The sequence below is a fragment of the Pedobacter changchengzhani genome (genome assembly GCF_004354365.1).
In the GTDB taxonomy this organism is placed as follows: Bacteria; Bacteroidota; Bacteroidia; order Sphingobacteriales; family Sphingobacteriaceae; genus Pedobacter; species Pedobacter changchengzhani.
The window spans coordinates 127,498-149,177 of record NZ_SJCY01000002.1 but is presented as its reverse complement, the minus strand read 5'-3'; the positions used below and the strand labels follow the sequence as shown (position 1 = coordinate 149,177).

General features: G+C 35.0%; 21 protein-coding genes. 8 read left to right on the top strand and 13 right to left on the bottom strand.

Annotated elements, in window-relative coordinates; translation table 11 throughout:
- Positions 1 to 8: 8 nt before the first annotated feature.
- From EZJ43_RS03480 to EZJ43_RS03460, 5 genes are read right to left on the bottom strand one after another with little or no spacing between them, the layout of a single operon-like run.
- Positions 9 to 983, bottom strand: coding sequence for an AAA family ATPase (locus EZJ43_RS03480; RefSeq protein WP_133261285.1), 975 nt, complete (start codon positions 981 to 983; stop codon positions 9 to 11).
- Positions 967 to 2,163 (bottom strand): DUF4350 domain-containing protein, encoded by a 1,197-nt coding sequence (locus tag EZJ43_RS03475; protein WP_133261284.1) that lies wholly within the window; start codon positions 2,161 to 2,163, stop codon positions 967 to 969. The genes EZJ43_RS03480 and EZJ43_RS03475 overlap by 17 nt, the downstream gene beginning before the upstream one ends.
- On the bottom strand, positions 2,160 to 2,885 hold the full coding sequence (locus EZJ43_RS03470) for a DUF4129 domain-containing protein (RefSeq protein ID WP_133261283.1): 726 nt from the start codon (positions 2,883 to 2,885) through the stop codon (positions 2,160 to 2,162). The genes EZJ43_RS03475 and EZJ43_RS03470 overlap by 4 nt, the downstream gene beginning before the upstream one ends.
- 1 nt (position 2,886) lies before the next feature.
- Complete coding sequence (locus EZJ43_RS03465) at positions 2,887 to 3,762, bottom strand: G protein-coupled receptor family protein (protein WP_133261282.1); 876 nt, start codon at positions 3,760 to 3,762, stop codon at positions 2,887 to 2,889.
- A 7-nt stretch (positions 3,763 to 3,769) separates the two neighbouring features.
- Positions 3,770 to 4,720 carry a stage II sporulation protein M gene (locus EZJ43_RS03460; protein ID WP_133261281.1) on the bottom strand — a complete coding sequence of 317 codons (951 nt, stop codon included), beginning with the start codon at positions 4,718 to 4,720 and terminating at the stop codon, positions 3,770 to 3,772.
- Between the two features lie 194 nt (positions 4,721 to 4,914).
- Between EZJ43_RS03460 and EZJ43_RS03455 the strand changes: the two genes are divergently transcribed.
- Positions 4,915 to 5,652, top strand: coding sequence for an RDD family protein (locus EZJ43_RS03455; RefSeq protein WP_133261280.1), 738 nt, complete (start codon positions 4,915 to 4,917; stop codon positions 5,650 to 5,652).
- Between the two features lies 1 nt (position 5,653).
- Here the strand turns inward: EZJ43_RS03455 and EZJ43_RS03450 are convergent, their stop codons facing one another.
- The 5 genes from EZJ43_RS03450 to EZJ43_RS03430 form a co-directional block, all read right to left on the bottom strand.
- Positions 5,654 to 5,935, bottom strand: coding sequence for a DUF2752 domain-containing protein (locus EZJ43_RS03450; RefSeq protein WP_133261279.1), 282 nt, complete (start codon positions 5,933 to 5,935; stop codon positions 5,654 to 5,656).
- A gap of 46 nt (positions 5,936 to 5,981) precedes the next feature.
- Positions 5,982 to 6,467: a DUF5684 domain-containing protein gene (locus tag EZJ43_RS03445; protein ID WP_133261278.1), complete on the bottom strand. Its 486-nt coding sequence runs from the start codon at positions 6,465 to 6,467 to the stop codon at positions 5,982 to 5,984.
- 162 nt (positions 6,468 to 6,629) lie between these two features.
- Complete coding sequence (locus EZJ43_RS03440; protein WP_133261277.1) at positions 6,630 to 7,343, bottom strand: SGNH/GDSL hydrolase family protein; 714 nt, start codon at positions 7,341 to 7,343, stop codon at positions 6,630 to 6,632.
- Positions 7,344 to 7,385: 42 nt separating this feature from the next.
- Complete coding sequence (gene lipB, locus EZJ43_RS03435; RefSeq protein WP_133261276.1) at positions 7,386 to 8,117, bottom strand: lipoyl(octanoyl) transferase LipB; 732 nt, start codon at positions 8,115 to 8,117, stop codon at positions 7,386 to 7,388.
- 16 nt (positions 8,118 to 8,133) lie between these two features.
- A complete protein-coding gene (locus EZJ43_RS03430; RefSeq protein ID WP_133261275.1) occupies positions 8,134 to 8,781 on the bottom strand; it encodes a 4'-phosphopantetheinyl transferase family protein in 648 nt (215 codons plus the stop codon).
- A 75-nt stretch (positions 8,782 to 8,856) separates the two neighbouring features.
- Between EZJ43_RS03430 and dcd the strand changes: the two genes are divergently transcribed.
- The 5 genes from dcd (at position 8,857) to purD (ending at position 15,691) form a co-directional block, all read left to right on the top strand.
- Entirely contained in the window at positions 8,857 to 9,393 is a 537-nt protein-coding gene (dcd, locus tag EZJ43_RS03425; RefSeq protein ID WP_133261274.1) for a dCTP deaminase, read from the top strand.
- Positions 9,394 to 9,445: 52 nt separating this feature from the next.
- Positions 9,446 to 12,136 carry a carboxypeptidase-like regulatory domain-containing protein gene (locus tag EZJ43_RS03420; RefSeq protein WP_243718032.1) on the top strand — a complete coding sequence of 897 codons (2,691 nt, stop codon included), beginning with the start codon at positions 9,446 to 9,448 and terminating at the stop codon, positions 12,134 to 12,136.
- A 12-nt stretch (positions 12,137 to 12,148) separates the two neighbouring features.
- On the top strand, positions 12,149 to 12,910 hold the full coding sequence (locus EZJ43_RS03415) for an enoyl-CoA hydratase/isomerase family protein (RefSeq protein WP_133261273.1): 762 nt from the start codon (positions 12,149 to 12,151) through the stop codon (positions 12,908 to 12,910).
- Between the two features lie 505 nt (positions 12,911 to 13,415).
- Positions 13,416 to 14,297 carry an SDR family oxidoreductase gene (locus EZJ43_RS03410; protein WP_133261272.1) on the top strand — a complete coding sequence of 294 codons (882 nt, stop codon included), beginning with the start codon at positions 13,416 to 13,418 and terminating at the stop codon, positions 14,295 to 14,297.
- Between the two features lie 122 nt (positions 14,298 to 14,419).
- The gene (gene purD, locus EZJ43_RS03405) at positions 14,420 to 15,691 is read left to right on the top strand and encodes a phosphoribosylamine--glycine ligase (RefSeq protein ID WP_133261271.1); all 1,272 of its coding nucleotides are present in this window, start codon (positions 14,420 to 14,422) and stop codon (positions 15,689 to 15,691) included.
- Between the two features lie 840 nt (positions 15,692 to 16,531).
- Here purD and EZJ43_RS03400 read toward each other — a convergent pair.
- From EZJ43_RS03400 to EZJ43_RS03390, 3 genes are all read right to left on the bottom strand, one after another.
- Positions 16,532 to 17,671 carry a TlpA disulfide reductase family protein gene (locus EZJ43_RS03400; RefSeq protein WP_133261270.1) on the bottom strand — a complete coding sequence of 380 codons (1,140 nt, stop codon included), beginning with the start codon at positions 17,669 to 17,671 and terminating at the stop codon, positions 16,532 to 16,534.
- 133 nt (positions 17,672 to 17,804) lie between these two features.
- The gene (locus EZJ43_RS03395; protein ID WP_133261269.1) at positions 17,805 to 18,104 is read right to left on the bottom strand and encodes a hypothetical protein; all 300 of its coding nucleotides are present in this window, start codon (positions 18,102 to 18,104) and stop codon (positions 17,805 to 17,807) included.
- A 25-nt stretch (positions 18,105 to 18,129) separates the two neighbouring features.
- Positions 18,130 to 19,311, bottom strand: a complete 1,182-nt coding sequence (locus EZJ43_RS03390) for a formimidoylglutamase (RefSeq protein ID WP_133261268.1) — start codon at positions 19,309 to 19,311, stop codon at positions 18,130 to 18,132.
- A gap of 69 nt (positions 19,312 to 19,380) precedes the next feature.
- Here EZJ43_RS03390 and EZJ43_RS03385 point away from each other — a divergent pair, with 69 nt between their 5' ends.
- A complete protein-coding gene (locus EZJ43_RS03385; protein WP_133261267.1) occupies positions 19,381 to 20,343 on the top strand; it encodes an NAD-dependent epimerase/dehydratase family protein in 963 nt (320 codons plus the stop codon).
- A complete protein-coding gene (locus EZJ43_RS03380) occupies positions 20,343 to 21,644 on the top strand; it encodes an HAD-IB family phosphatase (RefSeq protein WP_133261266.1) in 1,302 nt (433 codons plus the stop codon). Before EZJ43_RS03385 ends, EZJ43_RS03380 begins: the two co-directional genes overlap by 1 nt.
- The last annotated feature ends 36 nt before the right edge of the window (positions 21,645 to 21,680 follow it).

The window sequence follows — 21,680 nt, the reverse complement described above, 5'->3', positions numbered from 1 at the left end:
GATGAAATTTACCTCGGTACTTCTATTTTTTTGATGATTTGGTTGATAATATCAGCCGTTGTTAAGCCTTCCATTTCTTTTTCTGGCGAGAGCAAAATTCGGTGTGCAAGCACTGGCACTGCTACGGTTACAATATCATCTGGCGTTACAAAATCTCTACCTTGGATGGCTGCTAAAGCTTTTGCGCTATGTATAATTGCCAGCGATGCCCGAGGCGACGCACCCAAATAAAGCGATGGATTATTGCGTGTTTCGAATACAATCTGTGCAATAAACTCAATAAGTTTTGGCTCTACATATAAATTTCTAATAATGGCGCGTGTATCTTTAATTTGTTGAATCGATAGAACAGGTTTTACCTCATCTAAAAGTGATTTATTTACAACGGTATGCTGTGCGGTAATGATGGCAACTTCTTCTTCTACGGTAGGATATTTAACCTCTATCTTGAATAAAAACCGATCTAATTGTGCTTCTGGTAAGCGATATGTTCCCTCTTGTTCAATCGGGTTTTGGGTTGCCAATACCATAAAAGGTTCATCCATAATATAGGTTTCGCCATCAATAGTAACTTGGCGTTCCTCCATAATTTCAAAAAGTGCCGACTGTGTTTTTGCTGGTGCACGGTTAATTTCATCAACTAAAACAATATTGCCGAAAATTGGACCTTTTCTAAATTCAAAATCGCCGGTTTTAGTATTAAAAATTGGTGTTCCTAAAACATCAGATGGCATTAAATCGGGCGTAAATTGTACCCTAGAAAATTTTGCATCTATCGATTTTGCTAAAAGTTTCGCGCTCAAAGTTTTGGCTACACCGGGCACACCTTCAATTAAAATATGTCCATCGGCTAAAAGCCCCACTATCAAAAAGTCGATTACCTGTTTTTGTCCAACTATTATATTGCTTAGTGCCGTGCGAATCTGATTTACCGCTTCATTTAAAGCAGTTAAATCGGTGCGTTGGTTAAATTGTTGCTCCATGTGGTTGCGTATTTTTATAAAACTGTTCTATAATGTCGTTCAAATCAATCAATTCTTTATCATTAATTTCTTGTGCCAAAGGTATTTTTATAAAATTATTGGTCAATGTTTTTGCTAAAATGAGGTTTATACCTGTTTTTTGACTTAACAATTCGCTGAAATTTCCATCAATTTCGTTTGTTTTTAAATGATACCTGGCACGTAAATAGGCTAAAAAGAAAGTAATTTTTTTACGTGCAATGTCTAAATTGTTTCTTTTATCAAAATAAACACTGCCTACTACTTTTACAAAATCTACCGATGAATTTGTAAAAGGGTTCATAATTGGGATAATTCTTTGGCGACGTTTCATATCGTACAGCACAAAAATAATCAAGCCAATTATAGTGAGGTAATAGGCATATTTTAATTCGGGATGTTTAAAAAATACACGCAATAAACTGCCTTCGTCGGTATTGGCTAAAGTGTTGTACTCATCCCAAAGTACGGTTTTGCTTTGCCGTAAATAGCTTAAGGATTTTGCTGCGTAATCTGCACCATCTTTATCTAACAGATTAAAATTGGTGTAAAAACCGGGTTCTGCAATTAAATACAAATTGCCTTTTTTATATTTTTTGCTTATAAAATTCACATTTCCGAGTGCATTTTTTCCTAAAGCGGTTACGTTTTTAGTTTCGTATTTTTGAAAATATTGGTTGCCAATGTCTTTTTCGAAACGATAATCGGCAACTGAACTTAAAGCTGGATTGGTAAAATTGACAGAAATACTACCGGGCGTTGTTTTGTAAACCGTGGCTGTTTGTAATTTTAATATTTTATTTAGGTATGGGCCAAATTCGTACGCAGCGATAAATACGTTGTTCCCTTTCTCCATAAAAAGCTTCAACTGCTCGAAGTCTGTTTTATCAATTTTTACCGATGAGGCAACTATAATGTAGCTTGATGCTTCATATTTAGAATCTTTAAAAGTGTTATAAGTGGCGTTTTGTGCGTTTAAAACCTCAGCATTAGGTATTATATCATTTATTCTGTTGCGCAAAATATACGTTCCAAAAGGAATTTTATCTTTGGCAACGTAAGTGGCGGTCCAATCGGTAGGGCTTGGTTTATTGTACTGCGCCACTAAATATGCAGCAATCAATAATACGCCAATGGCTAAATATATCTTGTAACCTTTCATTTAATTTGACTGTTAAAATTTTTGAAAGATTGGTTAATTGGTGCAAAGCCATTTTTATCAATAGGGAAATCGCCGTACCAGATATAATCAAACTGAAAAGTTAAGGCGCTAAAATCATCCTTTAGGTTCAAATCTTTTAGCTCTGCCAAATAGTTAAAGTTTGTTTTATCGGGTTTCCACGTAATAATTTCGGCGTCGCTTAGTTTTTTTAAACACCTTAAATACAGCAGCCTCACTGCGTGGCGATAGTTTTCTTGTGCAATAAATCGGTTCAATTCAGCTTCATAATCGATATCGTGAATATTCTCCGTTAAATCGTAAGAGAAATTAGTGGCTTTCGATTTTTTAGAGAAAATTTGTTCAGTTCCTATTAATTTAATGATGATGAATACAACTACGGCAACGCCCAAAATAATGAAAAACCATTTTGAAATTGGATTACTTGCGGCGCCTGCAAAAATTCGACCTACCAAATCCCAAAACCACATCCAAAACCTATCCCATAAAGACAGTTCGGTAGTTGGGGCATCATCATACTTAAATGATTTTTGGTTTTTATATTCTTGTAGTGCCTCCTTATCAAACTTAGCGGGTTTAATTTGAGCGCTATCTAAACTAATTTCAGTTTGCTTGTGATTAAAGGATATTGCCTTAGATAGACCAACCTTGGAAGTAAAGAATAGGCCTAAAAATAAACAAGAGATAAAGAGCGATTTGTACATTTTAATATTCCTCTGGTCGGTGGTCTATTGGTTTTTCTAAGTTGCCAAATTGTGAAATTTTTTCCATTAATCCTGTTCTTTCTTTATCCTCGGCCAAACTAAAATAACATAAAGAAACGGTAATGATTGGAATTACAGTAAATGCTTGGCAAAGGTATTGTAGCACTGTACTTATTGCAGTAAAAGTTAGCGACATTGATGGATTGTTTTTTGTAAACAAACCCACCATAGATAAAATTGTTGTGGGCAGCGTAATTAGCGACATACCTGCGTACACAATGATCCACACGATCATGATGGTTCCAAAAGTTGTCCAAAAATTGTCTTTTATAAGTTTAAAGCTTCGCCCAAACGAATAACCCAATGTACCGTTTTCTATTACCATGATGGGCATCATTATGGCTACAAATGGGAAAAGATAAAAACCTGGCACTAAACAAAAAAGGGTTGCAACGCCCAACATTAAACTCAGAAGCAGCGAACTGCCAAAAACTCTGAGAAAATAAAATTTGTAATAGGCCCAAACTTCATCGGTTGAGGGAATTTGATTACCTTTTTGAACATATAGCGTGATGTAGGATAGAATGGCAACCGTTACGCTGGCATAACTTACAAGTGCGAAAACGATCACCAAAAAATATTCAAGGCCGAACATTCTACTGAAATTAAATGCAGAAGCAGGACTGCCACCATTTACTAAATTGATTGTTTTATATTGATACATTAAAGCCGAAAGCATGCCGGCGAGGACAAATAATCCGCAAAAAATGAAATAAATTTTTAAAAGTGGTTTTAAATTCTGCCGAAGAAATAAAAATGTGTCGTTTATAATTTGACTAAAATCTCGTTTTTTCTTAAATTCTAACTTTTCTTGCATAAAAATTTTATAAAGCGTTAACTTTTTTATAAACCCTAGCGGGATAAATGATGGTGTACCAAATGATGAAAGTTGCCGAGCTAAGTAGTATAAAACCACTTAACCACATTGGCATTTCGGTATGTCGGGTTACAAAACTTTCGAAAAATGCAGCGACCAGAAATATAGGAATTAAGCCCGTAACAATCTTTAAGCCATCTTTAGCGCCTCTTTTAAAGGATACCAACCGGCTGTAAGTTTTTGGAAATAGAAGACTATTCCCCAAAATAATACCTGCCGCACCTGCCAAAACAATTGCCGATATTTCTAGCGTTCCGTGTATCCATATTACTAAAACCGACTGCAAACCCAAGCCTTTACTAAAAAAGAAATATTGGAAAGAACCTAACATGATGCCGTTTCTAAAAAGTGAAACAATCGCACCAAAAGAAAAAATTACGCCCAAAACAAATGTGTACATCGATACAAAAATGTTGTTGCCAGCAATTTGGATAAACATGATTACCTCTCCACTTTGTTTGTACACACCAAATGGATTTCCTTTTGAAATATTTTCGTTGGTCATGTTTACATAACCATCGCCCAATATTAAACGCACAAAACTATCGTCGTACTTAGCTGATAAAGTACCTATTGCGCAAGAAACAACAAAAAAAATGAGAGCATAAAGTAGTTGCTTTCTATATTGATGGAAAATTAAAGGCAATTCTGACACCCAAAAAGTTTTAAACCTACCCGATTTTTCTTTTTTATTTTTGTAAACCGAGCCGTGCAATCTAGAAGCTAAGCCATTTAAGTAAGCGGTAGTTTGAGATTTAGGATAAAAAGTTTTTGAGTAGGCCAAATCATTAGTTACTTCGATAAAGCAATCGGCCAAATCATCTGAGCTGGCATGTTGCATTTTATCAAAGTGTTGCCACTTTTCTGTATTTTGCTTTACAAATAAGGCTTCTCTCATTGGTTGGTTTGTAAAATCTTGGGTTAAAATAGATAAATTTTTAGTTTTTTAAAGAAAATATTCAATTCTCTAATACTAATGTGGATTTGATGGAATTGCGTGATCTCATTTTTACACATTACCTATGGGTTATAATGCGAATAAGGTGTAAATTTTATCTTTCAGTTTATCGCTAAATTAAATTAATTTTGACCATGGATTCAATTAAAATTAACACCGCTCAAAATGTAGAAGTTGAATATGAGATAGCAAGTTTAGGAGATCGAATAGCTGCGAGGTTAATCGATTTGGCCTTGTTTGCAGTATTGGCTATCATTATGATGGTGATTTTTATCGTGGCTGCAATTAGTCGGTCTGAAGCAATTCTCATCACTATAGTTGCAGTTTTTTTAGCAATTTTTACTTTTTACGATCTGGTTTGCGAACTTACAATGGATGGTAAAAGTATCGGGAAAAAATTAATGAAAATAAGGGTAATTAGTTTAGATGGAAATCGCCCTACTTTAAGTCAGTACCTATTGCGGTGGTTGTTTAGGATTATCGATTTTACATTAACCTCTCAGTTATTGGCCTTAATTAGCGTTGCCATAAGTGAGAAAAAGCAACGTATTGGCGATATAGTTGCAAATACAACCCTAATTAAAACTGTTCCTCGAACACAGTTTCATAACATTGCATTTGTGCCAGTAGAGGCCGTAGATTATCAGGTTACTTTTAAAGAAGTTTTGCATTTAAACGATAGAGATGTAGAGCTGATTCATGAAGTAATTAAAGGCTTTAATGAAAGTGGCAATGCCGATTTAATTTATACAATGGCCGCTAAAATCAAAGATCTTTTATCTATTAGTATCCCGCAGGGGATGAATGAACTGCAATTTTTGGAGCTTATCAAAAATGACTATAATTTTTTAACGGCAAACGAAAGCGTTTAGGTTAAAGCATTTTAACCAGATAACTAATCAACACAAAATTGCCAACAATAATTGCCAGTAAATTAATAATTTTTGATCTGTTTTTGACTTTAAACTGAATTAAAAATCCCGTTATAACAAATAGTAAAAGTATAGGCAACGTAGGTGGGTATAGGTGCCAACTCTGAGTAAAATTGCCTTGTAAAAGTGCTAAAAAAGAACGCTGAAAACCACAACCTGGGCAATCTATTCCTGTTAAGGCCTTGAATGGGCAAGGTATTAAATAATTTTGCAACCAATTCATAACTTAGAAGAGGTTGCAAAATTTAAGTTCAGTATCATTAATCAAATTAAAGTGCTGGAGGAGGAGTGTCGTTTGGATTATTCTGATTTCCGAAAGGGTTATTTTGGTTATTAAACGGATTGTTACCAAAGCCACCATTTTGAGCTTCTGCAGCAGATGGACCTACATATTTTGCATCTCCAAAACCCAGCATTGGCCAGAATATAAATCCAAGGAATATTAATCCAATAGTGTAACCTTCAGATTTACCGAAACTTTTGCTCATTAAATTTATTAACCAGACAGAAAATACAATGTTTACACAAGGGATAAGCAACCACAAGATCCATATCATGGGTTTACCAACAATCTCTAACATAATGATAATGTTGTAAATTGGAATAATTGCAGCCCAACCAGGCTTACCTGCTTTTTCAAATGTTTTCCACATTCCTGCAACGGAAAGCGCCCATATAAATAAAATGAAAATAAAGTAAGCACCAATAAATGCACTCATAAAACCAGCGCCTGCTGAAGAGTCGTAATTTTGCATAATTTAAAGTTTAAGTTGTTTAGTTTGATATTTAAGCTAAATGTATAAAATTTGTCACAAAAAACATCAAAATTTTTGGTTATGCTACAATTTACTTCAAATTAAGTTTATAAATGGATGACTAATTAGGTTTTTTTCAACAGATAATAATCAAAAATGGTATTACTTCAATTCAGCAACAATTTTAGCATTTAGCGCAGTTGCCCACTCAGCATACATCTTTTCACTAGGGTGTAGACCATCCTGTGCTACGAGTGATAAATCTTTCTCGGCATTTCTAGATTGTGGCGTTATATCGGTATAATTTACACCTGCAGCCAAAGTGATTTCTTTATTCGCTAAATTAAAAGCATCAATTTCGCTGGAGATCATTTTCACATCTCTTCCGCTACTTTTTCCATACGGAGTGATGCCCCAATCGGGGATAGAAACCACAAAAACCCGTTTTTTATTTCCATTGGCAAAATTTATAGCGGTTTGGAGTAGTTGGGAGAATTCTTTTTTATAGTCCTCCAACTTATAACCTCGGTATTGATTATTTACGCCAATCAGCAAAGTTACAAAATCATATTTTTGCGTGGTATTTTCTGCTTTAATTGCACTTTGCAGGTCACCAGTTGTCCATCCCGTTCGGGCTATTATTTTAGGTGTTGCAACACCAACTTTTTCGCTGTTAAGCAAAGCCTGTAGTTGATATGGAAATGCTTTAGATGGTGTTACAGATTCGCCGATGGTGTACGAATCGCCCAAGGCTAAGTAGGTAAAAGTATTTTGAGTTTCCAAATCCAAAGAAGTTATTTTTTGTGGAATTTCATCAGTTTTACTGCAACCCGAAGTAAATAAAGAGAATATAATTGAGGTAAGGAAAAGTTTCATAATGCTAATTACGAAAAAATGATCGAGATGGTTTAAAGCTGGTTAAATCAGTTCCATCTTAAATAATGTTGCAATGTGGTTTTTTAGTTTATTTTCAACCTCCAACATATTTAAGGTGTAACCAAGTTCTTTTTCTAATGAAGTTACGGCCTTATCATCTATCCCACATGGTACAATATTTTTAAAATAATCTAAATCTACGTTAACGTTAAATGCGAAACCGTGCATAGTTACCCATCTACTGCAGCGAACGCCCATTGCACAAATTTTTCTGGCTTTTTCATTGTCGGCATCTAACCAAACTCCGGTGTAGCCAGGGTATCTGCCGGCTTCAATTCCATAATCTTTTAGCGTTAATATTACAGCTTCTTCCAGCGTTCGGAGGTATAAATGAATGTCGGTGAAAAAATTTTCGAGGTCTAAAATTGGATAACCAACAATTTGTCCGGGGCCATGGTAGGTAATGTCGCCACCACGATTTATTTTATGGTAAGTTGCCTGTTTTTGTTTAAGACCTTGTTCATCAAGCAACAAGTTTTCTTGGTGGCCACTTTTGCCCAATGTGTAAACGTGCGGATGTTCGCAAAAAATTAAGTAATTCGGTGTTAACTTGTGGGTTCCGTTAATTCGGTTTTCGGTTTTTATGGCAACGGTGCTGTTTAACAATGCTTCCTGTTTGTCCCAAGCTTCTTGATAATCGGTTAAGCCCCAATTTAAAAATTGTGTTTTTGCTAAAGCCTTGTCTGCTAAATCCTCATTCATTTTCGTGTTCATTGCTTGGTGGATTTATTTAATGCGCTGCGCTTACATACCCAACCATGTAATTATCGGCCGTTTTAAAATAGTTAACGGTTAGTTCTTTAAATCCCGTTGGTAATTCGACTACAGCAGTTAAACTGCCTTCTTTTTTTAATTTAAAAGGTTTGATGTGGATGTGTTGCCTAAATTCAAGTCCCTTTTTTCCGTACCATTTGTAAATGGCTTCTTTGGCACACCAACAAACATATAAACCATCAATATTATCGCCAATTTGTTTTTGAGCAAGTTCTAAATCGCTTAAAAATTTGTGTTTTATGGTTTTAATTTTGTGCTTAATCAGTTCAATATCCACACCAACTGCACAACTTTTGCTAATCATCACGGCTGCGTAGTCATAAGAATGGCTTAAAGAAATTTCATAGTCAAAATTCGCCAAAAATGGTTTTCCATGTTCATCAAATTTGCAGTCGATATAATCGGCAGTTGCCAGCATGGTTCTTAACAACAGCCTGGTGCTAAGCCAATGCAACAATCTTTTTCCGTTGTTAAAAGAAGAAATTAGGTCTAACTCATGCTGTTTAAGCTGTAAACCATTTAAGAGTTCCTCCTCAGTCTCTTCAATTTTCCAAATTGCCAGAGTCGAATCTCCGTTAATTTTCTTATTATAAACTATAGGCATTTTTAAAATCGCTGATTGTATGCAATATTATCTTAAATAAATAATAAATTTAGGGCAAAAATAAACATAATAATAATGATATTATCTGATACGCGGATATTAGAAGAAATTGAAAAGGGTACAATCATCATCGAGCCTTTCGATAGAAATAGTTTAGGTACAAATTCTTACGATGTGCATTTAGGCAAATATTTAGCCACTTATAAAAGTAGAATTCTTGATGCAAAGCAACACAATGAAATAGAACATTTCGAAATCCCGAAAGATGGCTACATCCTGCACCCCGGAACGTTGTATTTGGGCGTAACACTCGAATATACCGAAACCCATGCACACGTACCATTTTTAGAAGGTAAAAGCAGTACTGGCCGGTTGGGTATTGATATACATGCAACTGCCGGCAAAGGCGACGTAGGTTTCTGCAATACTTGGACACTGGAAATTTCTGTAGCACAACCCGTAAAAATTTACGCCGGTATGCCAATTGGGCAACTTATTTACTTTTTAGTAGAGGGTGAAATAAAAACCTTTTATAATACAAAAGGAAATGCGAAATACAGTAACAAAACCACTAGGCCTGTAGAAAGCATGATGTGGAAAAATATATTTTAATTTTTTTACGTTAACTTCATCCCATTATATTATTGATTTTTTAATCCAAGCCATGAAATCCAAAATTATTTTAAGCTTTAGCTTAATACTTGTTGTATTTACTTTTTTTGCTTTTAAAATGGATGATGATCCATTTACTTTACTGTTGAAAAAATTAGAAGATTATTCAAAAAAGTATCCTCAAGAAAAAGTACATCTGCATTTAGATAAGCCATATTATGCCATTGGCGATGATATTTGGTTTAAAGCATACGTTTTAAATACGCAAACGATGGCACCTTCTAATTTGAGCAAAATTATTTATGTAGAGCTTATAAATGAAAAGGATTCGGTTAAAAAACAATTGAGGATTCCACTTATGAGTGGCATTACTTGGGGCGATTTTAAGCTAACGGATTCATTAGGCGAAGGCAATTATCGCATTAGGGCTTACACCAATTATATGCGCAATTTTGGCCCAAATTTCTTTTTTGATAAAACGATAAAAATTGGCAATAGCTGGTCTAACAAAGTATTTACTAAAACGAATTACAGTTTTTCTAAAGAAAATGAAAACGATAAGGTAGTTGCAAATATTCATTTTGAAGATAAAAACGGCATCGCTTACAACGATCAAGAGGTAAGCTATGAAGTGCAGTTAGATGCTAAAAACGTCGCTAAAGGCAAAGAAAAAACCAATTCAACAGGCGATATCAGCGTTGCCTTCGTTAATAACCAGCCTGCTTTAAACAAAAGTGGTAAAATTTACGCCACCTTAACAATGGCCGACAAATCTAAAGTCACAAAGTTAATCCCAATTACGTCAACATCTAATTCGGTTGATATACAGTTTATGCCCGAAGGTGGTACATTAATACAAGAATTGCCACAAAAAATTGCAATCAAAGCGGTTAATGCAAACGGGAAGGGAGAAAATGTAACAGGCCAAATTTTTGATGATGAAGGTAGTGAAATCACTTCTTTCGATACGCCGTTTTTAGGAATGGGTCATTTTACGGTTACAATGCAGGCTAATAAATCGTACACCGCCAAAATTAAGTTTAAAGATGGATCGATAAAAGATATAAAGTTGCCTAAACCAAATGCTAGTGGTTATGTAATGGCGATTAATAATTTAGATACAGGTAGCGTGTCTTTAAAATTGATGGCTACCGAAGATTTACTTCAAAAAGGTGAATTAAAAATTGTAGCGCAACAAAATGGAAATGTTTTTTACGTTTCTAAAGCAGTAATGAACAAACAAGTTGTAATAGCAAACATTCCAAAAAAGACTTTACCATCGGGCATTGTACAGTTTACCTTATTCTCTGCCGATAATTTGCCAATAGCGGAGCGTTTAATTTTTATAAAAAATAATACTGATTTTATAGCTTTAAATTTAAATACAACAAAGGTTTCTACACTCAAAAGAGGAAAGACCACTTTCGCTTTTAATGCAACTAACCAACAAAAACCCATTATGGGAAGTTTTTCTGTAGCCGTTACAAATGCTACAAAAATTGCACCTGATGAGGATAATGAAACCAACATTTTAACCAGCTTTCTTTTAACATCCGATTTAACAGGATATGTAGAAAAACCTAACCATTATTTCTTAAATGATGATGCTAACACCGTACAAGAATTAGATGATTTGATGCTAACGCAAGGGTGGACAAGAATATTATGGAAGAATGTAATTAATAATGTTGAGCCTACAATTACTTATAAGCCAGAACAAAATGTATCCATAAGTGGCAAAATTATGAAAGGCAAAAATCCAGTTGTTGGAGGTAAGGTAATGATTTTATCAACCAAAGGAGGTTTTTTTATGCTGGATACGGTTACCAATGCCGAAGGAAAATTTAGTTTTGACAATTTGATTTTTGGCGATAGCACGAGTTTTATTGTACAAGCCAGAACAAAAACCGAACGTAAATTTGTTGATATTACGCTAGATGTTGACCCAAGACAAATTGTAACAAAAAATAAAAATGGTGCTGAAGTAGAGATAAACGTCAATAATTCTTTAATGAAGTACATAAAAGAAAGCGATAATTATTTTAACGAAATGACGCGCTTAGGTTTGTTAGAAAGAACCATTAAACTTAACGATATTACAATTACCCAAAAGAAAAACCCGACTAAAAATACATCAAATTTAAACGGAAGTGGACATGCAGATTTTGTAATGAGTGCCGAAGATTTAAAAGCTTGTGTCACTTTATCGCAGTGTTTAGAGGGTAGGTTACCAGGCGTTATTAGTCGTGACAGAAAGTTTTTCCTAATGCGTAGTCAAGGTATTCCAATTAATATAATTTTGGATGGTATTCCCGTTGAGCCAGATTTTTTGGATAACGTTACGCCATCTGATGTAGAAACAATAGAACTTTTAAAAAGCATTGGTAACACTGCAATTTATGGTGGGCAAGGTGCGGGTGGTATAATAATTATTACAACTAAACGCGGTGATGGAAGCTTTCGCACTACCCGTTACGCGCCAGGTATTGTTACCATTGCACCAAAGGGATTATCAGTATCTCGAGAGTTTTATGCGCCAAAATATGATAACGAAAATAGAAGTTCGAAAATGGACTTAAGAACTACCATTTATTGGGCCCCACAGGTGATAACGGATAAAGATGGCAATGCACAGTTAGAGTTTTACAACGCAGATGAGCCCGGAACGTATAGAGTAGTGATAGAAGGTTTGGACATTGTTGGCCATTTGGCAAGGAAAGTGTACACTTACGAAGTAAAATAAAAGTAGAAAATTATGAATACCATTAAGGTTAGTGTAACCGATCGTTTAGCAACAATAACGCTTAGTCGAGGCAAATCCAACCCGCTAAATACCGAGCTTTTAACCGAGCTTAACGATATGTTGGAAAATATTTCGAATGATGAAAATATTGGTGGCGTAATCTTAACAGGGAACAGTCCGTTTTTTTCGGCAGGTTTAGATTTGATAGAACTTTACGATTATGATGAAAAAGAACTAAAAACTTTTTTTGAGCTGTTCTTTAAATTCACGGCAGATCTTGTTGCTTTTAAGAAGCCGATTATTGCAGCAATTAGCGGTCACAGCCCAGCTGGTGGTTGCGTTATGGCCTTAGCATGCGATTATAGAATCATGGCCGAGGGCCAGTTTATTATTGGTTTAAATGAGGTTCCTGTTGGTATAATTGTACCCAATAGTATTTTTAAACTTTATTCTTTCTGGATCGGAAATGCCGAAGCATCGAGAAGTTTACTTACTGGTAAATTGTATAATCCTGAAGAGGCTTTAGCGGTAGGGTTAATTGATGAAATTGTAAAGAACGAAAGTTTATTAACCGCTGCAACGAGAAAGATTAAGAAATATATGGAGCTTGAAAGCAATACTTGGTCTCAAAGTAAGCTAAATATTCGCGAAGATTTAATTAGAGACCTTAGCGCCGATCAATCTAAAACACTAGAAAAAATGTTAGTACAATGGTGGTCGCCAAAAACACGACATATTTTGAAAGTTATTATAGCAAGTTTGCAAAGAAAATAAGTTATGGTTTTAGATATGAGATATGAGTTATGAGTGATGAGTGATGAGTTTGCGAGTCGCAGATGGCGACTCATAACTTTTCGTTTTAACTATAGTAAGCCAACGTTATAGTTATGAGTTTGCGAGTCGTAGATGGTGAATAATAACCTTTCGTTTTAACTATAGTAAGCCAACGTTATAGTTATGAGTTATGAGTGATGAGTGATGAGTTTGCGAGTCGTAGATGGCGACTCATAACTTTTCGTTTTAACTATAGTAAGCCAACGTTATAGTTATGAGTTATGAGTGATGAGTGATGAGTTTGCGAGTCGTAGATGGTGAATAATAACTTTTCGTTTTAACTATAGTAAGCCAACGTTATAGCTATGAGTTATGAGTGATGAGTCGCAGATGGTGAATGATAACTTTTCGTTTTAACTATAGTAAGCCAACCAACTAATCAACCAAAAAACTAACCAACTAACTAACTAACCAAAAAAACTAATCAACCAAAAAACTAACCAATATGGCAAACTACAATTCACCAATGCTTAGAGATGACGCCTTAAAAGGAAAAACGATTGTAATTACTGGCGGTGGTACCGGATTAGGTAAGGCCATGGGTATTTACTTTTTAAAGTTGGGCGCAAATTTAGTTATAACCAGCAGGAAGCAAGATGTTTTGCAAAAAACTGCCGATGAAATGGAAGAGAAGACAGGAGGTAAGGTTTTAGCTGTTGCCTGCGATGTGCGGGAAAATGATCAAGTAGAAGCAATGTTAGCCAAAACTTTAACGCATTTTGGGCAAGTTGATGGGTTAATTAATAATGCCGCTGGTAATTTCATCTCTCCAACCGAAAGGTTATCTGCCAATGCATTCTCATCAATTATAGATATTGTTTTAAAAGGAACGGTAAATTGTACGCTAGCTTTTGGGAAACATTGGATTGCTGCAAAACAGCCTGCAACAGTGTTGAATATTATTACAACTTATGCCTTTACAGGATCAGCCTATGTTGTGCCTTCTGCATGTGCTAAAGGCGGGGTTTTGGCTTTAACAAGATCATTAGCAGTAGAGTGGGGTAAATATGGAATACGTACAAACGCGATCGCTCCAGGTCCTTTTCCAACAAAAGGTGCGTGGGAGAGACTATTACCTGGAGATTTAGCTAAGAAATTCGATTTTAAAAACCGCGTGCCGTTGAAACGTGTTGGCGATCATCAAGAACTTGCAAATTTGGCTGCTTTTTTAATAAGCGATTTTTCAGGTTATATTAATGGCGAAGTAATCACCATTGATGGTGGCGAATGGCTTCAGGGCGCAGGACAAATGAATGGTTTGGAAGCAATTCCGAACGATATGTGGGATATGCTAGAACAAATGACTCGAGGAGTGAAAGGCAGCTAAAAAAAATTAAAGGTAAAAAGTTGAGGATTGTAGTTTAAACAAGGAGACGTTGTAAGTTACAAGTACCCAAATCTTGATACTTGATGCTCGCTTCTTGATACTAAAATATTATCTTTGCCAATATGAACATCTTACTATTAGGATCAGGTGGCAGAGAGTGTGCATTTGCCTGGAAACTTAAACAATCTCCCCTTTGCGATAAATTGATTATTGCACCCGGTAATGGTGGTACTGGCCAATTTGGTAAAAACATCAACATTAGTGTAAATGATTTTGATGCGATAAAGGCCATTACACTTAATGAGCAAATCGATATGGTTATTGTTGGCCCCGAAGAACCTTTGGTTAACGGTATCCACGATTATTTTTTAGCAGATAATTCCATTGCTCATATTCCAGTAATCGGGCCAAAAAAAGACGGTGCAATTTTAGAAGGAAGTAAAGATTTTTCTAAGCAATTTATGGCCCGTCATAATATTCCAACCGCCGCCTCAAAGTCTTTCACACCTCAAACCTTAGCAGATGGCTTAGCTTATTTGCAAAACCATGCGTTACCTGTGGTTTTAAAAGCCGATGGTTTAGCTGCGGGTAAAGGCGTTTTAATCTGCACAGAAACAATAGAAGCACAAGAAGAATTAAAATTAATGCTCGGTGGCAAATTTGGTTCTGCTGGCGCAACTGTTGTTATCGAAGAATTTTTAAGCGGAATAGAGCTTTCAGTTTTCATTTTAACGGATGGCGAAAATTATGTCACACTTCCATCTGCGAAAGATTATAAAAGAATTGGTCAAGCTGATACAGGTTTAAACACAGGTGGTATGGGTTCCGTTTCGCCTGTTCCTTTTGCAACGCCAGAATTTTTACAAAAGGTAGAAGAAAGAATTATTAAGCCTACCGTAGAAGGATTAAAGAAAGACAATATAGATTATACCGGTTTTATCTTCTTTGGATTAATAAAAGTTGGTGATGATCCATTCATCATTGAATATAATGCAAGAATGGGTGATCCGGAAACTGAAAGTGTAATACCAAGAATTGAAAATGATTTGGTAGCGCTTTTTGTGGCAACTGCCGAGAAAAAATTGAATAGTATTCAACTAAAAATTTCAAATCAAACTGCTGCAACCGTAATGATTGTAGCTGGTGGTTATCCAGGACAATATTTAAAAGGTAAAGCAATTGCGGGTATCGATAACCTTAGGCATTCCACTGCTTTCCATGCAGGTACATTGTTAGAAAACGATGTGGTTAAAACCAATGGTGGTAGAGTAATTGCGATAACAAGCTTACAGAAAGATTTATTTACAGCGCTACAATGTGCTACTGCTGATGCAGGTCGTATTTATTTTGATGGTAAATATTTTAGAGAAGATATTGGTTTCGATTTAATCTAGAAAATGATTTCTCGGCCATTAAAATTGTGAATATTATTGTTTTAAAAAAAGAAGTCAAGTTTTAAAAACTTGACTTCTTAAAATATATACTCGCTAAATATTATTACAATTTGCTTTAATAATTCAACAAGCACCAACTTTAAAATATATACTCGCTAAATATTATTACGATTTGCTTTAGTAATTCAACAAGTTCCAACAAAAAAGAAGTCAAGTTTTAAAAACTTGACTTCTTTAAAATATATACTCGCTGAATATTATTACGATTTGCTTTAGTAATTCAACAAGCACCAACAAAAAAGAAGTCAAGTTTTTAAAACTTGACTTCTTTAGTATATACTCACTAAATATTATTACAATTTGCTTTAGTAATTCAACAAGCACCAACAAAAAAGAAGTCAAGTTTTAAAAACTTGACTCCTTTAAAATACATACTCGCTAAATATTATTAAGATTTGCTTTAGTAATTCAACAAGCACCAACAAAAAGAAGTCAAGTTTTAAAAACTTGACTTCTTTAAAATATATACTGGCTAAATATTATTACGATTTGCTTTAGTAATTCAACAAGCACCAACAAAAAAAAGAATTCAAGTTTTTAAAACTTGACTTCTTTAAAATATATACTTACTAAATATTATTACGATTTGCTTTAGTAATTCAACAAGCTGCAACAAAAAAAAGGAGTCAAGTTTTAAAAAACTTGACTCCTTTAAAATATATACTCGCTAAATATTATTACAATTTGCTTTAGTAATTCAACAAGCACCAACAAAAAAAGAAGTCAAGTTTTAAAAACTTGACTTCTTTAGTATATACTGGCTAAATATTTTAGCTATTACTATTTGTTGCCTAATAATTCTTCAAGTTTATTCTGCAACGCTTCTTCTCTCAAACCTTTTGCAATAATCTTTCCACTTGGGTCAATCAAAAAGTTTGCTGGAATAGAACGAATGCCATACATTTTGGCAACTTCATTATTCCAAAATTTTAAATCCGAAACATGAGTCCAAGCTAGTTTATCATCAGCAATTGCTTTTAACCAAGCATCTTTTTTACCAGGACGATCTAACGAAACGCCTAAAACGGTAAAACCTTTATCTTTGTATTTATTATAAGCTGCAACAACGTTAGGGTTTTCTTGGCGACAGGGTCCGCACCATGATGCCCAAAAATCTAACAAAACATATTTACCTTTATAATCAGATAATGATACTGGCTTGTCATTTACATCATTTTGTGTAAAGTTCATCGCCATTGTGCCAACACTTGTTTTAGTAGCTGCACTAAATGTTTCAGCCAATTTCACCCCTAAAGCGCTTGCTTTTAATTCTGGCGATAAAGTATTGTAGCTTTTTTCTGCTACTTGCACTTGATCGGGATCACTTGCTAAATCTGATATCGCACTTAAACTAATGTACGATTTTGGATTGTTTTTTATAAAATCCAATAAAACTGGTGTCATCCCTGCAGAAACATTTTCAAAACGAGTTTTCAAAGCATCCATTATTTCTTTGTTTTGCTTCTGCTCTGCAGTGTAACCAGCATATTCTGCGTTAATTTTCGCAAGCTCGGCGGTAATGGCTTTAGTGGCCACTTGCAACTTTTTATTGTCATCATTTACAGCTGAACCAGTAATTGTTGCATTTTTTAAAGAATCTGTTCCTTTTACTAAAATAGATGTAGGCTCTAAGTAAACTGTCAGAAAGTCTAAAACTTCCCCTTCAGCAGGCTGATTAACATAAGGGTTTTTATTTTTGAATAAATTGCTTGGCGATGTGTTTTTAATTGTGCCCGCAAAAGTAAAGTTACCATCGGTAACTGTAGCCGAATCGGTTATTCTTTCGTCGGCACCTTGATAAACGAGGTAAACCTTATCGCCAGTTTTTAAACCTTTAACACTGCCGTTTACTGTAAATGGCTGTTGCGCCATTAAAGCCATAGGCATTAGTGCTAAGGCAGATAATAATATTTTTTTCATTAATAAGTTATTTGTTAGTTATGATTAACGTTTTTATTGATGTAAAATTATAATAAGTTTTGATAAGTTCGCCACCATAAATGTTACATTTTGTCATTTATCAGTGTTTGGATATTTTCACATCGCTTATATTTTAACCCAATTCAATAGATTTCCAACTTAACACACGGTGTTTAGTGCGCTTTTGATTTTCTGCGCCACCATAAACCAAAGTTTTGCGCACTTTATTTGGATTTGCATAAGTTTCAAATTTATCTAAATTTTTAAATAAATCGGGTGTTATGGTTTGTGTTGCCTTAATTTCAAATACCGAAAAACCATCTTCGGTTGGTTTGAGCAAATCAACTTCGTTGCTGTGGCTATCTTGCCAAAAATAATATTCATCATTTAAATAGTAGTGGTAGTTTTGTTTTTCAAACTCAGAAACTACCATTAACTTTGAAATTACACAAAGAATATTAGTTTAATTTTTGATAAGTGCGCCACCATAAATCGGGCATTTCGCCATTTACTGCGGTTTGATAATCGTCATACTTGCAAGGCACCAAATGGTAACGTTCATTTTTAGAGTGTGTAGAAGGATAAGGAACCTGCATCCACCATCGGTCTGATTTTTTGCTTTTCACAAAAGTCATCTCGCCCGAACCATCTTTTAAGCTGGTGCGGTAAATCATAAACTGCGATTTTGGTGTTAGCGGAAAATCTTTCTTTCTAGCGTAAAACCCATCAACAAAATACCAAACCATTTCGGCAAGTAAAAATGCGGTTTGTCCGTTGTTATCATAAGCGGGGTTAAATTCGTAAAAACCTATTGAAGTAAGTTTGTCGCTCATGCCAGCATAACGGGCAATTCTACAGGCTTTTTCGCCATCAAATCCATTGGGCGATGTATTTGCGTTTGCAATTGCATCTGCAGAGCGAATGGCGCCAATATCAAAGCTAATCATATTCGCATTGCGGATAATCGGTTCTGTTAACGTAATATCCTGCGCAAATTCGCCCAGTCGGTGCACATCAAAATAGAGCTTATCCATAACCGATAAGCTTTCTTGGTTTACGAAATAGGTTTGATAGCCAATATTGCTAAAATTGAATAAATAATTTGGTTGATGAAGAAAAATTTTATTCAAATAACAGTCAGATCGTGTTGCAATACCATCGTGGTTGTCGTCATCTATATCAAACTGATTATCAACAACTACCAAATCAACTTTCTGTTCTAAATCTTCGTAACCTAAATATTGCGCAAAGGTTAAATCCTGTCCGCCACCAATAATAATCGGTATAATATTATTTTTAATTATTTCAGATACGGCAAGTTTTACAGCTATATAAGTGTCGGCTGCGGTTGCACCAGGTTTAATGTTTCCTAAATCTACTATTCTACTGGTAAACGAACCCTCATTTAGCTTGTAAAATTTTTCTCTAAAATAATCTGGCGCAAGTGCGCAACCCTCATTATTTATGGCGTTTCTGCCATCAAGTACGCCAAATATGGCCAAATCGAAATTGTTTTCTGTAAGATCTGGAAACGACTCTGTAAAAATTTGAGCCTTTAAACCCAGTTGACTTGTGAAAAATCCTTGTTTGGGTGTAAAATTTTCGGGATTTACCGGAGAAAAGAAATCTGTTAGTGACATATTTTTAAAACTATCGCCTCAAATATCTATTTTTGAATGCATATTTCCACATATAGTCGAAAAAAATAAATGATACTGGTAAGCGGAGGAACTGGATTTTTAGGGTCTGAATTATTAAAACAGTTAACCGATAAGGGTTTAACGGTGCGGGCAATTAAACGAGAAAAATCTTTAATCCCTGTATTACTTCAAAATAATGCTTTAATAAATTGGGTTAATGGTGATATTAATGAGCCGGCAACACTCGCCGATGCTTTCGCAGATGTAACCCACGTTTATCATTGCGCTGCTTTCGTATCCTTAAACTCGAAAAATAAAAAGCAACTTTTTCATGTAAATATTAATGGCACAACCAATATTGTTAATCTTTGCTTAGCATATAATTGCCGCCTCTTACATGTAAGCTCTATTGCTGCACTCGGCATTCCGAAAAAAGGAGAAAAAATCTCAGAAAAAAACTTTTGGGAGTACGATTCAAAAGCGCATGCCTACAGCTTGTCTAAATACGAAGGCGAAATGGAAGTTTGGCGCGGTATAACCGAAGGGTTAAACGCTGTCATCGTTAATCCATCTATAATAATAGGGAAAAATGCAGGCTTTGAAGGCAGTGGTTCTATATTTAAAATGGTTAAGAACGGTTTCCCTTTTTTTACAAATGGCACTTCGGGTTTTGTTGATGTAGAAGATGTTGCGAAAGCGATGATTTTATTGATGGAAAGCGAGATTGAAGGTCAGCGGTATATTGTTTCTTCAGAAAATTACCATTATAAGCGACTTTTTTCGGAAATTGCCGACGGTTTTGAAGTTAAAGCACCTACTAAAGAGGCAAAACCTTGGATGCTCGGCTTGGCTTGGAGAGGACTAAAATTTATCTCCTTATTTACAAACAGCGAGCCTGCAATTACAAGAGATACTGCCGAAAGTAGCACAACAGATAGCAATTACGATAATAAAAAAATAGTAGAAGCAACCGGCATCCAATTTAAGCCAATTGCTCAAAGTTTAAAAGAAATTACCCAACACTTAAAATAATGCCCAAACAAAAATCATATTATATTATCGATTTTGATAGTACTTTTACCCAGGTAGAAGCATTAGATGAACTCGCCCGCATATCATTAAAAGATCATCCAGAAAGAGAAGCAATTTATAAAAAGATTGAAGATTTTACTAACCTTTCAATGGAAGGTAAGCTTTCATTCTCTGAGAGTTTGGCTCAAAGAGTAAAACTTTTAGAAGCGAATGAAGAACATTTGAAACTGTTGATTAAGCATTTGAAGAAAAAAGTTTCGACCTCATTTTCGCGCAATGCAGCTTTTTTTAAAAAACATGCAGATGACGTGCTGATTGTATCTGGCGGATTTAAGGAATTTATTATACCAGTGGTAAGCCAATACCATATTAAAAAAGAAAATATTTATGCCAACACTTTTGTAACCACAGGTGATGGTAAAATTATTGATTACGACCACGCCAACCCACTAAGTGAAGAGGGTGGAAAAGTTAAATTATTGCAATACCTAAAATTAGAAGGCGAGCTTTTTGGTATTGGAGATGGATATTCTGACTTTCAACTGCGTGAGAGCGGATTAATTAATAAATTTTTTGCTTTTACCGAAAATATAGCCCGCGAAAGTATTGTGGCTAAAGCCGACCACGTTACGCCGAGTTTTGATGAATTTTTGTATGTTAACAACCTGCCGAGGGCAATTTCTTACCCAAAAAATAGAATCCTTTGTTTGGTTATCGGCGATGTTGATCCACTAAGTATTGCATTATTAAAAAATGATGGTTTATCAATTAGACATAAAACTTCGTTTGAAGAAAAGTACGTTAAAGACGTAGGATTAATACTTTTAGCAAATGGTGAAAAAATTGAAAATGAAAAACTAAAGCGTGCCGTGAAGCTTAAAACCATCGGTTATTTAGGGAACAGCAAAGGTAAGTTGAATTTAGACAGTTGCACGAAAATGGGTATCGTAATTTTTGATGACGCGAAGAGCAATCCGCACAATGTTAGTTTTATTCCGAAGCGTGTAATTGATTTTATGAACACCGGAGCTACCTACATGAGTAGTAATTTCCCAAACCTCCAGCTTCCGAAAATCGAAAAATCGCATAGATTAATCCATATTCACAAAAATGTACCCGGTATAATGGCGAAGATCAATACTGTGTTTGCAAAACATGATATAAATATTGTAAGTCAGTTTTTAATGACCAACCAAGAAATTGGATATGCCATTACCGACATCAATACCGAATACGATAAACAACTTTTTAAATCATTAAAAAAGATAGAAAATACCATAAAATTTAGAGTTCTTTATTAAGGTTTTGATGCAGTTGTAGCTGTCGGCACTTCAACA

Bases quoted from the DNA above. Each gene is read 5' to 3' on its own strand.
- lipB (WP_133261276.1), bottom strand. From the start codon at position 8,117: ATGAACACGAAAATGAATGAGGATTTAGCAGACAAGGCTTTAGCAAAA.
- EZJ43_RS03465 (WP_133261282.1), bottom strand. From the start codon at position 3,762: ATGCAAGAAAAGTTAGAATTTAAGAAAAAACGAGATTTTAGTCAAATT.
- EZJ43_RS03460 (WP_133261281.1), bottom strand. From the start codon at position 4,720: ATGAGAGAAGCCTTATTTGTAAAGCAAAATACAGAAAAGTGGCAACAC.
- EZJ43_RS03415 (WP_133261273.1), top strand. From the start codon at position 12,149: ATGAATACCATTAAGGTTAGTGTAACCGATCGTTTAGCAACAATAACG.
- EZJ43_RS03400 (WP_133261270.1), bottom strand. From the start codon at position 17,671: ATGAAAAAAATATTATTATCTGCCTTAGCACTAATGCCTATGGCTTTA.
- dcd (WP_133261274.1), top strand. From the start codon at position 8,857: ATGATATTATCTGATACGCGGATATTAGAAGAAATTGAAAAGGGTACA.
- purD (WP_133261271.1), top strand. From the start codon at position 14,420: ATGAACATCTTACTATTAGGATCAGGTGGCAGAGAGTGTGCATTTGCC.
- EZJ43_RS03430 (WP_133261275.1), bottom strand. From the start codon at position 8,781: ATGCCTATAGTTTATAATAAGAAAATTAACGGAGATTCGACTCTGGCA.
- EZJ43_RS03480 (WP_133261285.1), bottom strand. From the start codon at position 983: ATGGAGCAACAATTTAACCAACGCACCGATTTAACTGCTTTAAATGAA.
- EZJ43_RS03410 (WP_133261272.1), top strand. From the start codon at position 13,416: ATGGCAAACTACAATTCACCAATGCTTAGAGATGACGCCTTAAAAGGA.
- EZJ43_RS03445 (WP_133261278.1), bottom strand. From the start codon at position 6,467: ATGCAAAATTACGACTCTTCAGCAGGCGCTGGTTTTATGAGTGCATTT.
- EZJ43_RS03450 (WP_133261279.1), bottom strand. From the start codon at position 5,935: ATGAATTGGTTGCAAAATTATTTAATACCTTGCCCATTCAAGGCCTTA.
- EZJ43_RS03380 (WP_133261266.1), top strand. From the start codon at position 20,343: ATGCCCAAACAAAAATCATATTATATTATCGATTTTGATAGTACTTTT.
- EZJ43_RS03455 (WP_133261280.1), top strand. From the start codon at position 4,915: ATGGATTCAATTAAAATTAACACCGCTCAAAATGTAGAAGTTGAATAT.
- EZJ43_RS03395 (WP_133261269.1), bottom strand. From the start codon at position 18,104: ATGGTAGTTTCTGAGTTTGAAAAACAAAACTACCACTACTATTTAAAT.
- EZJ43_RS03420 (WP_243718032.1), top strand. From the start codon at position 9,446: ATGAAATCCAAAATTATTTTAAGCTTTAGCTTAATACTTGTTGTATTT.
- EZJ43_RS03385 (WP_133261267.1), top strand. From the start codon at position 19,381: ATGATACTGGTAAGCGGAGGAACTGGATTTTTAGGGTCTGAATTATTA.
- EZJ43_RS03390 (WP_133261268.1), bottom strand. From the start codon at position 19,311: ATGTCACTAACAGATTTCTTTTCTCCGGTAAATCCCGAAAATTTTACA.
- EZJ43_RS03470 (WP_133261283.1), bottom strand. From the start codon at position 2,885: ATGTACAAATCGCTCTTTATCTCTTGTTTATTTTTAGGCCTATTCTTT.
- EZJ43_RS03440 (WP_133261277.1), bottom strand. From the start codon at position 7,343: ATGAAACTTTTCCTTACCTCAATTATATTCTCTTTATTTACTTCGGGT.
- EZJ43_RS03475 (WP_133261284.1), bottom strand. From the start codon at position 2,163: ATGAAAGGTTACAAGATATATTTAGCCATTGGCGTATTATTGATTGCT.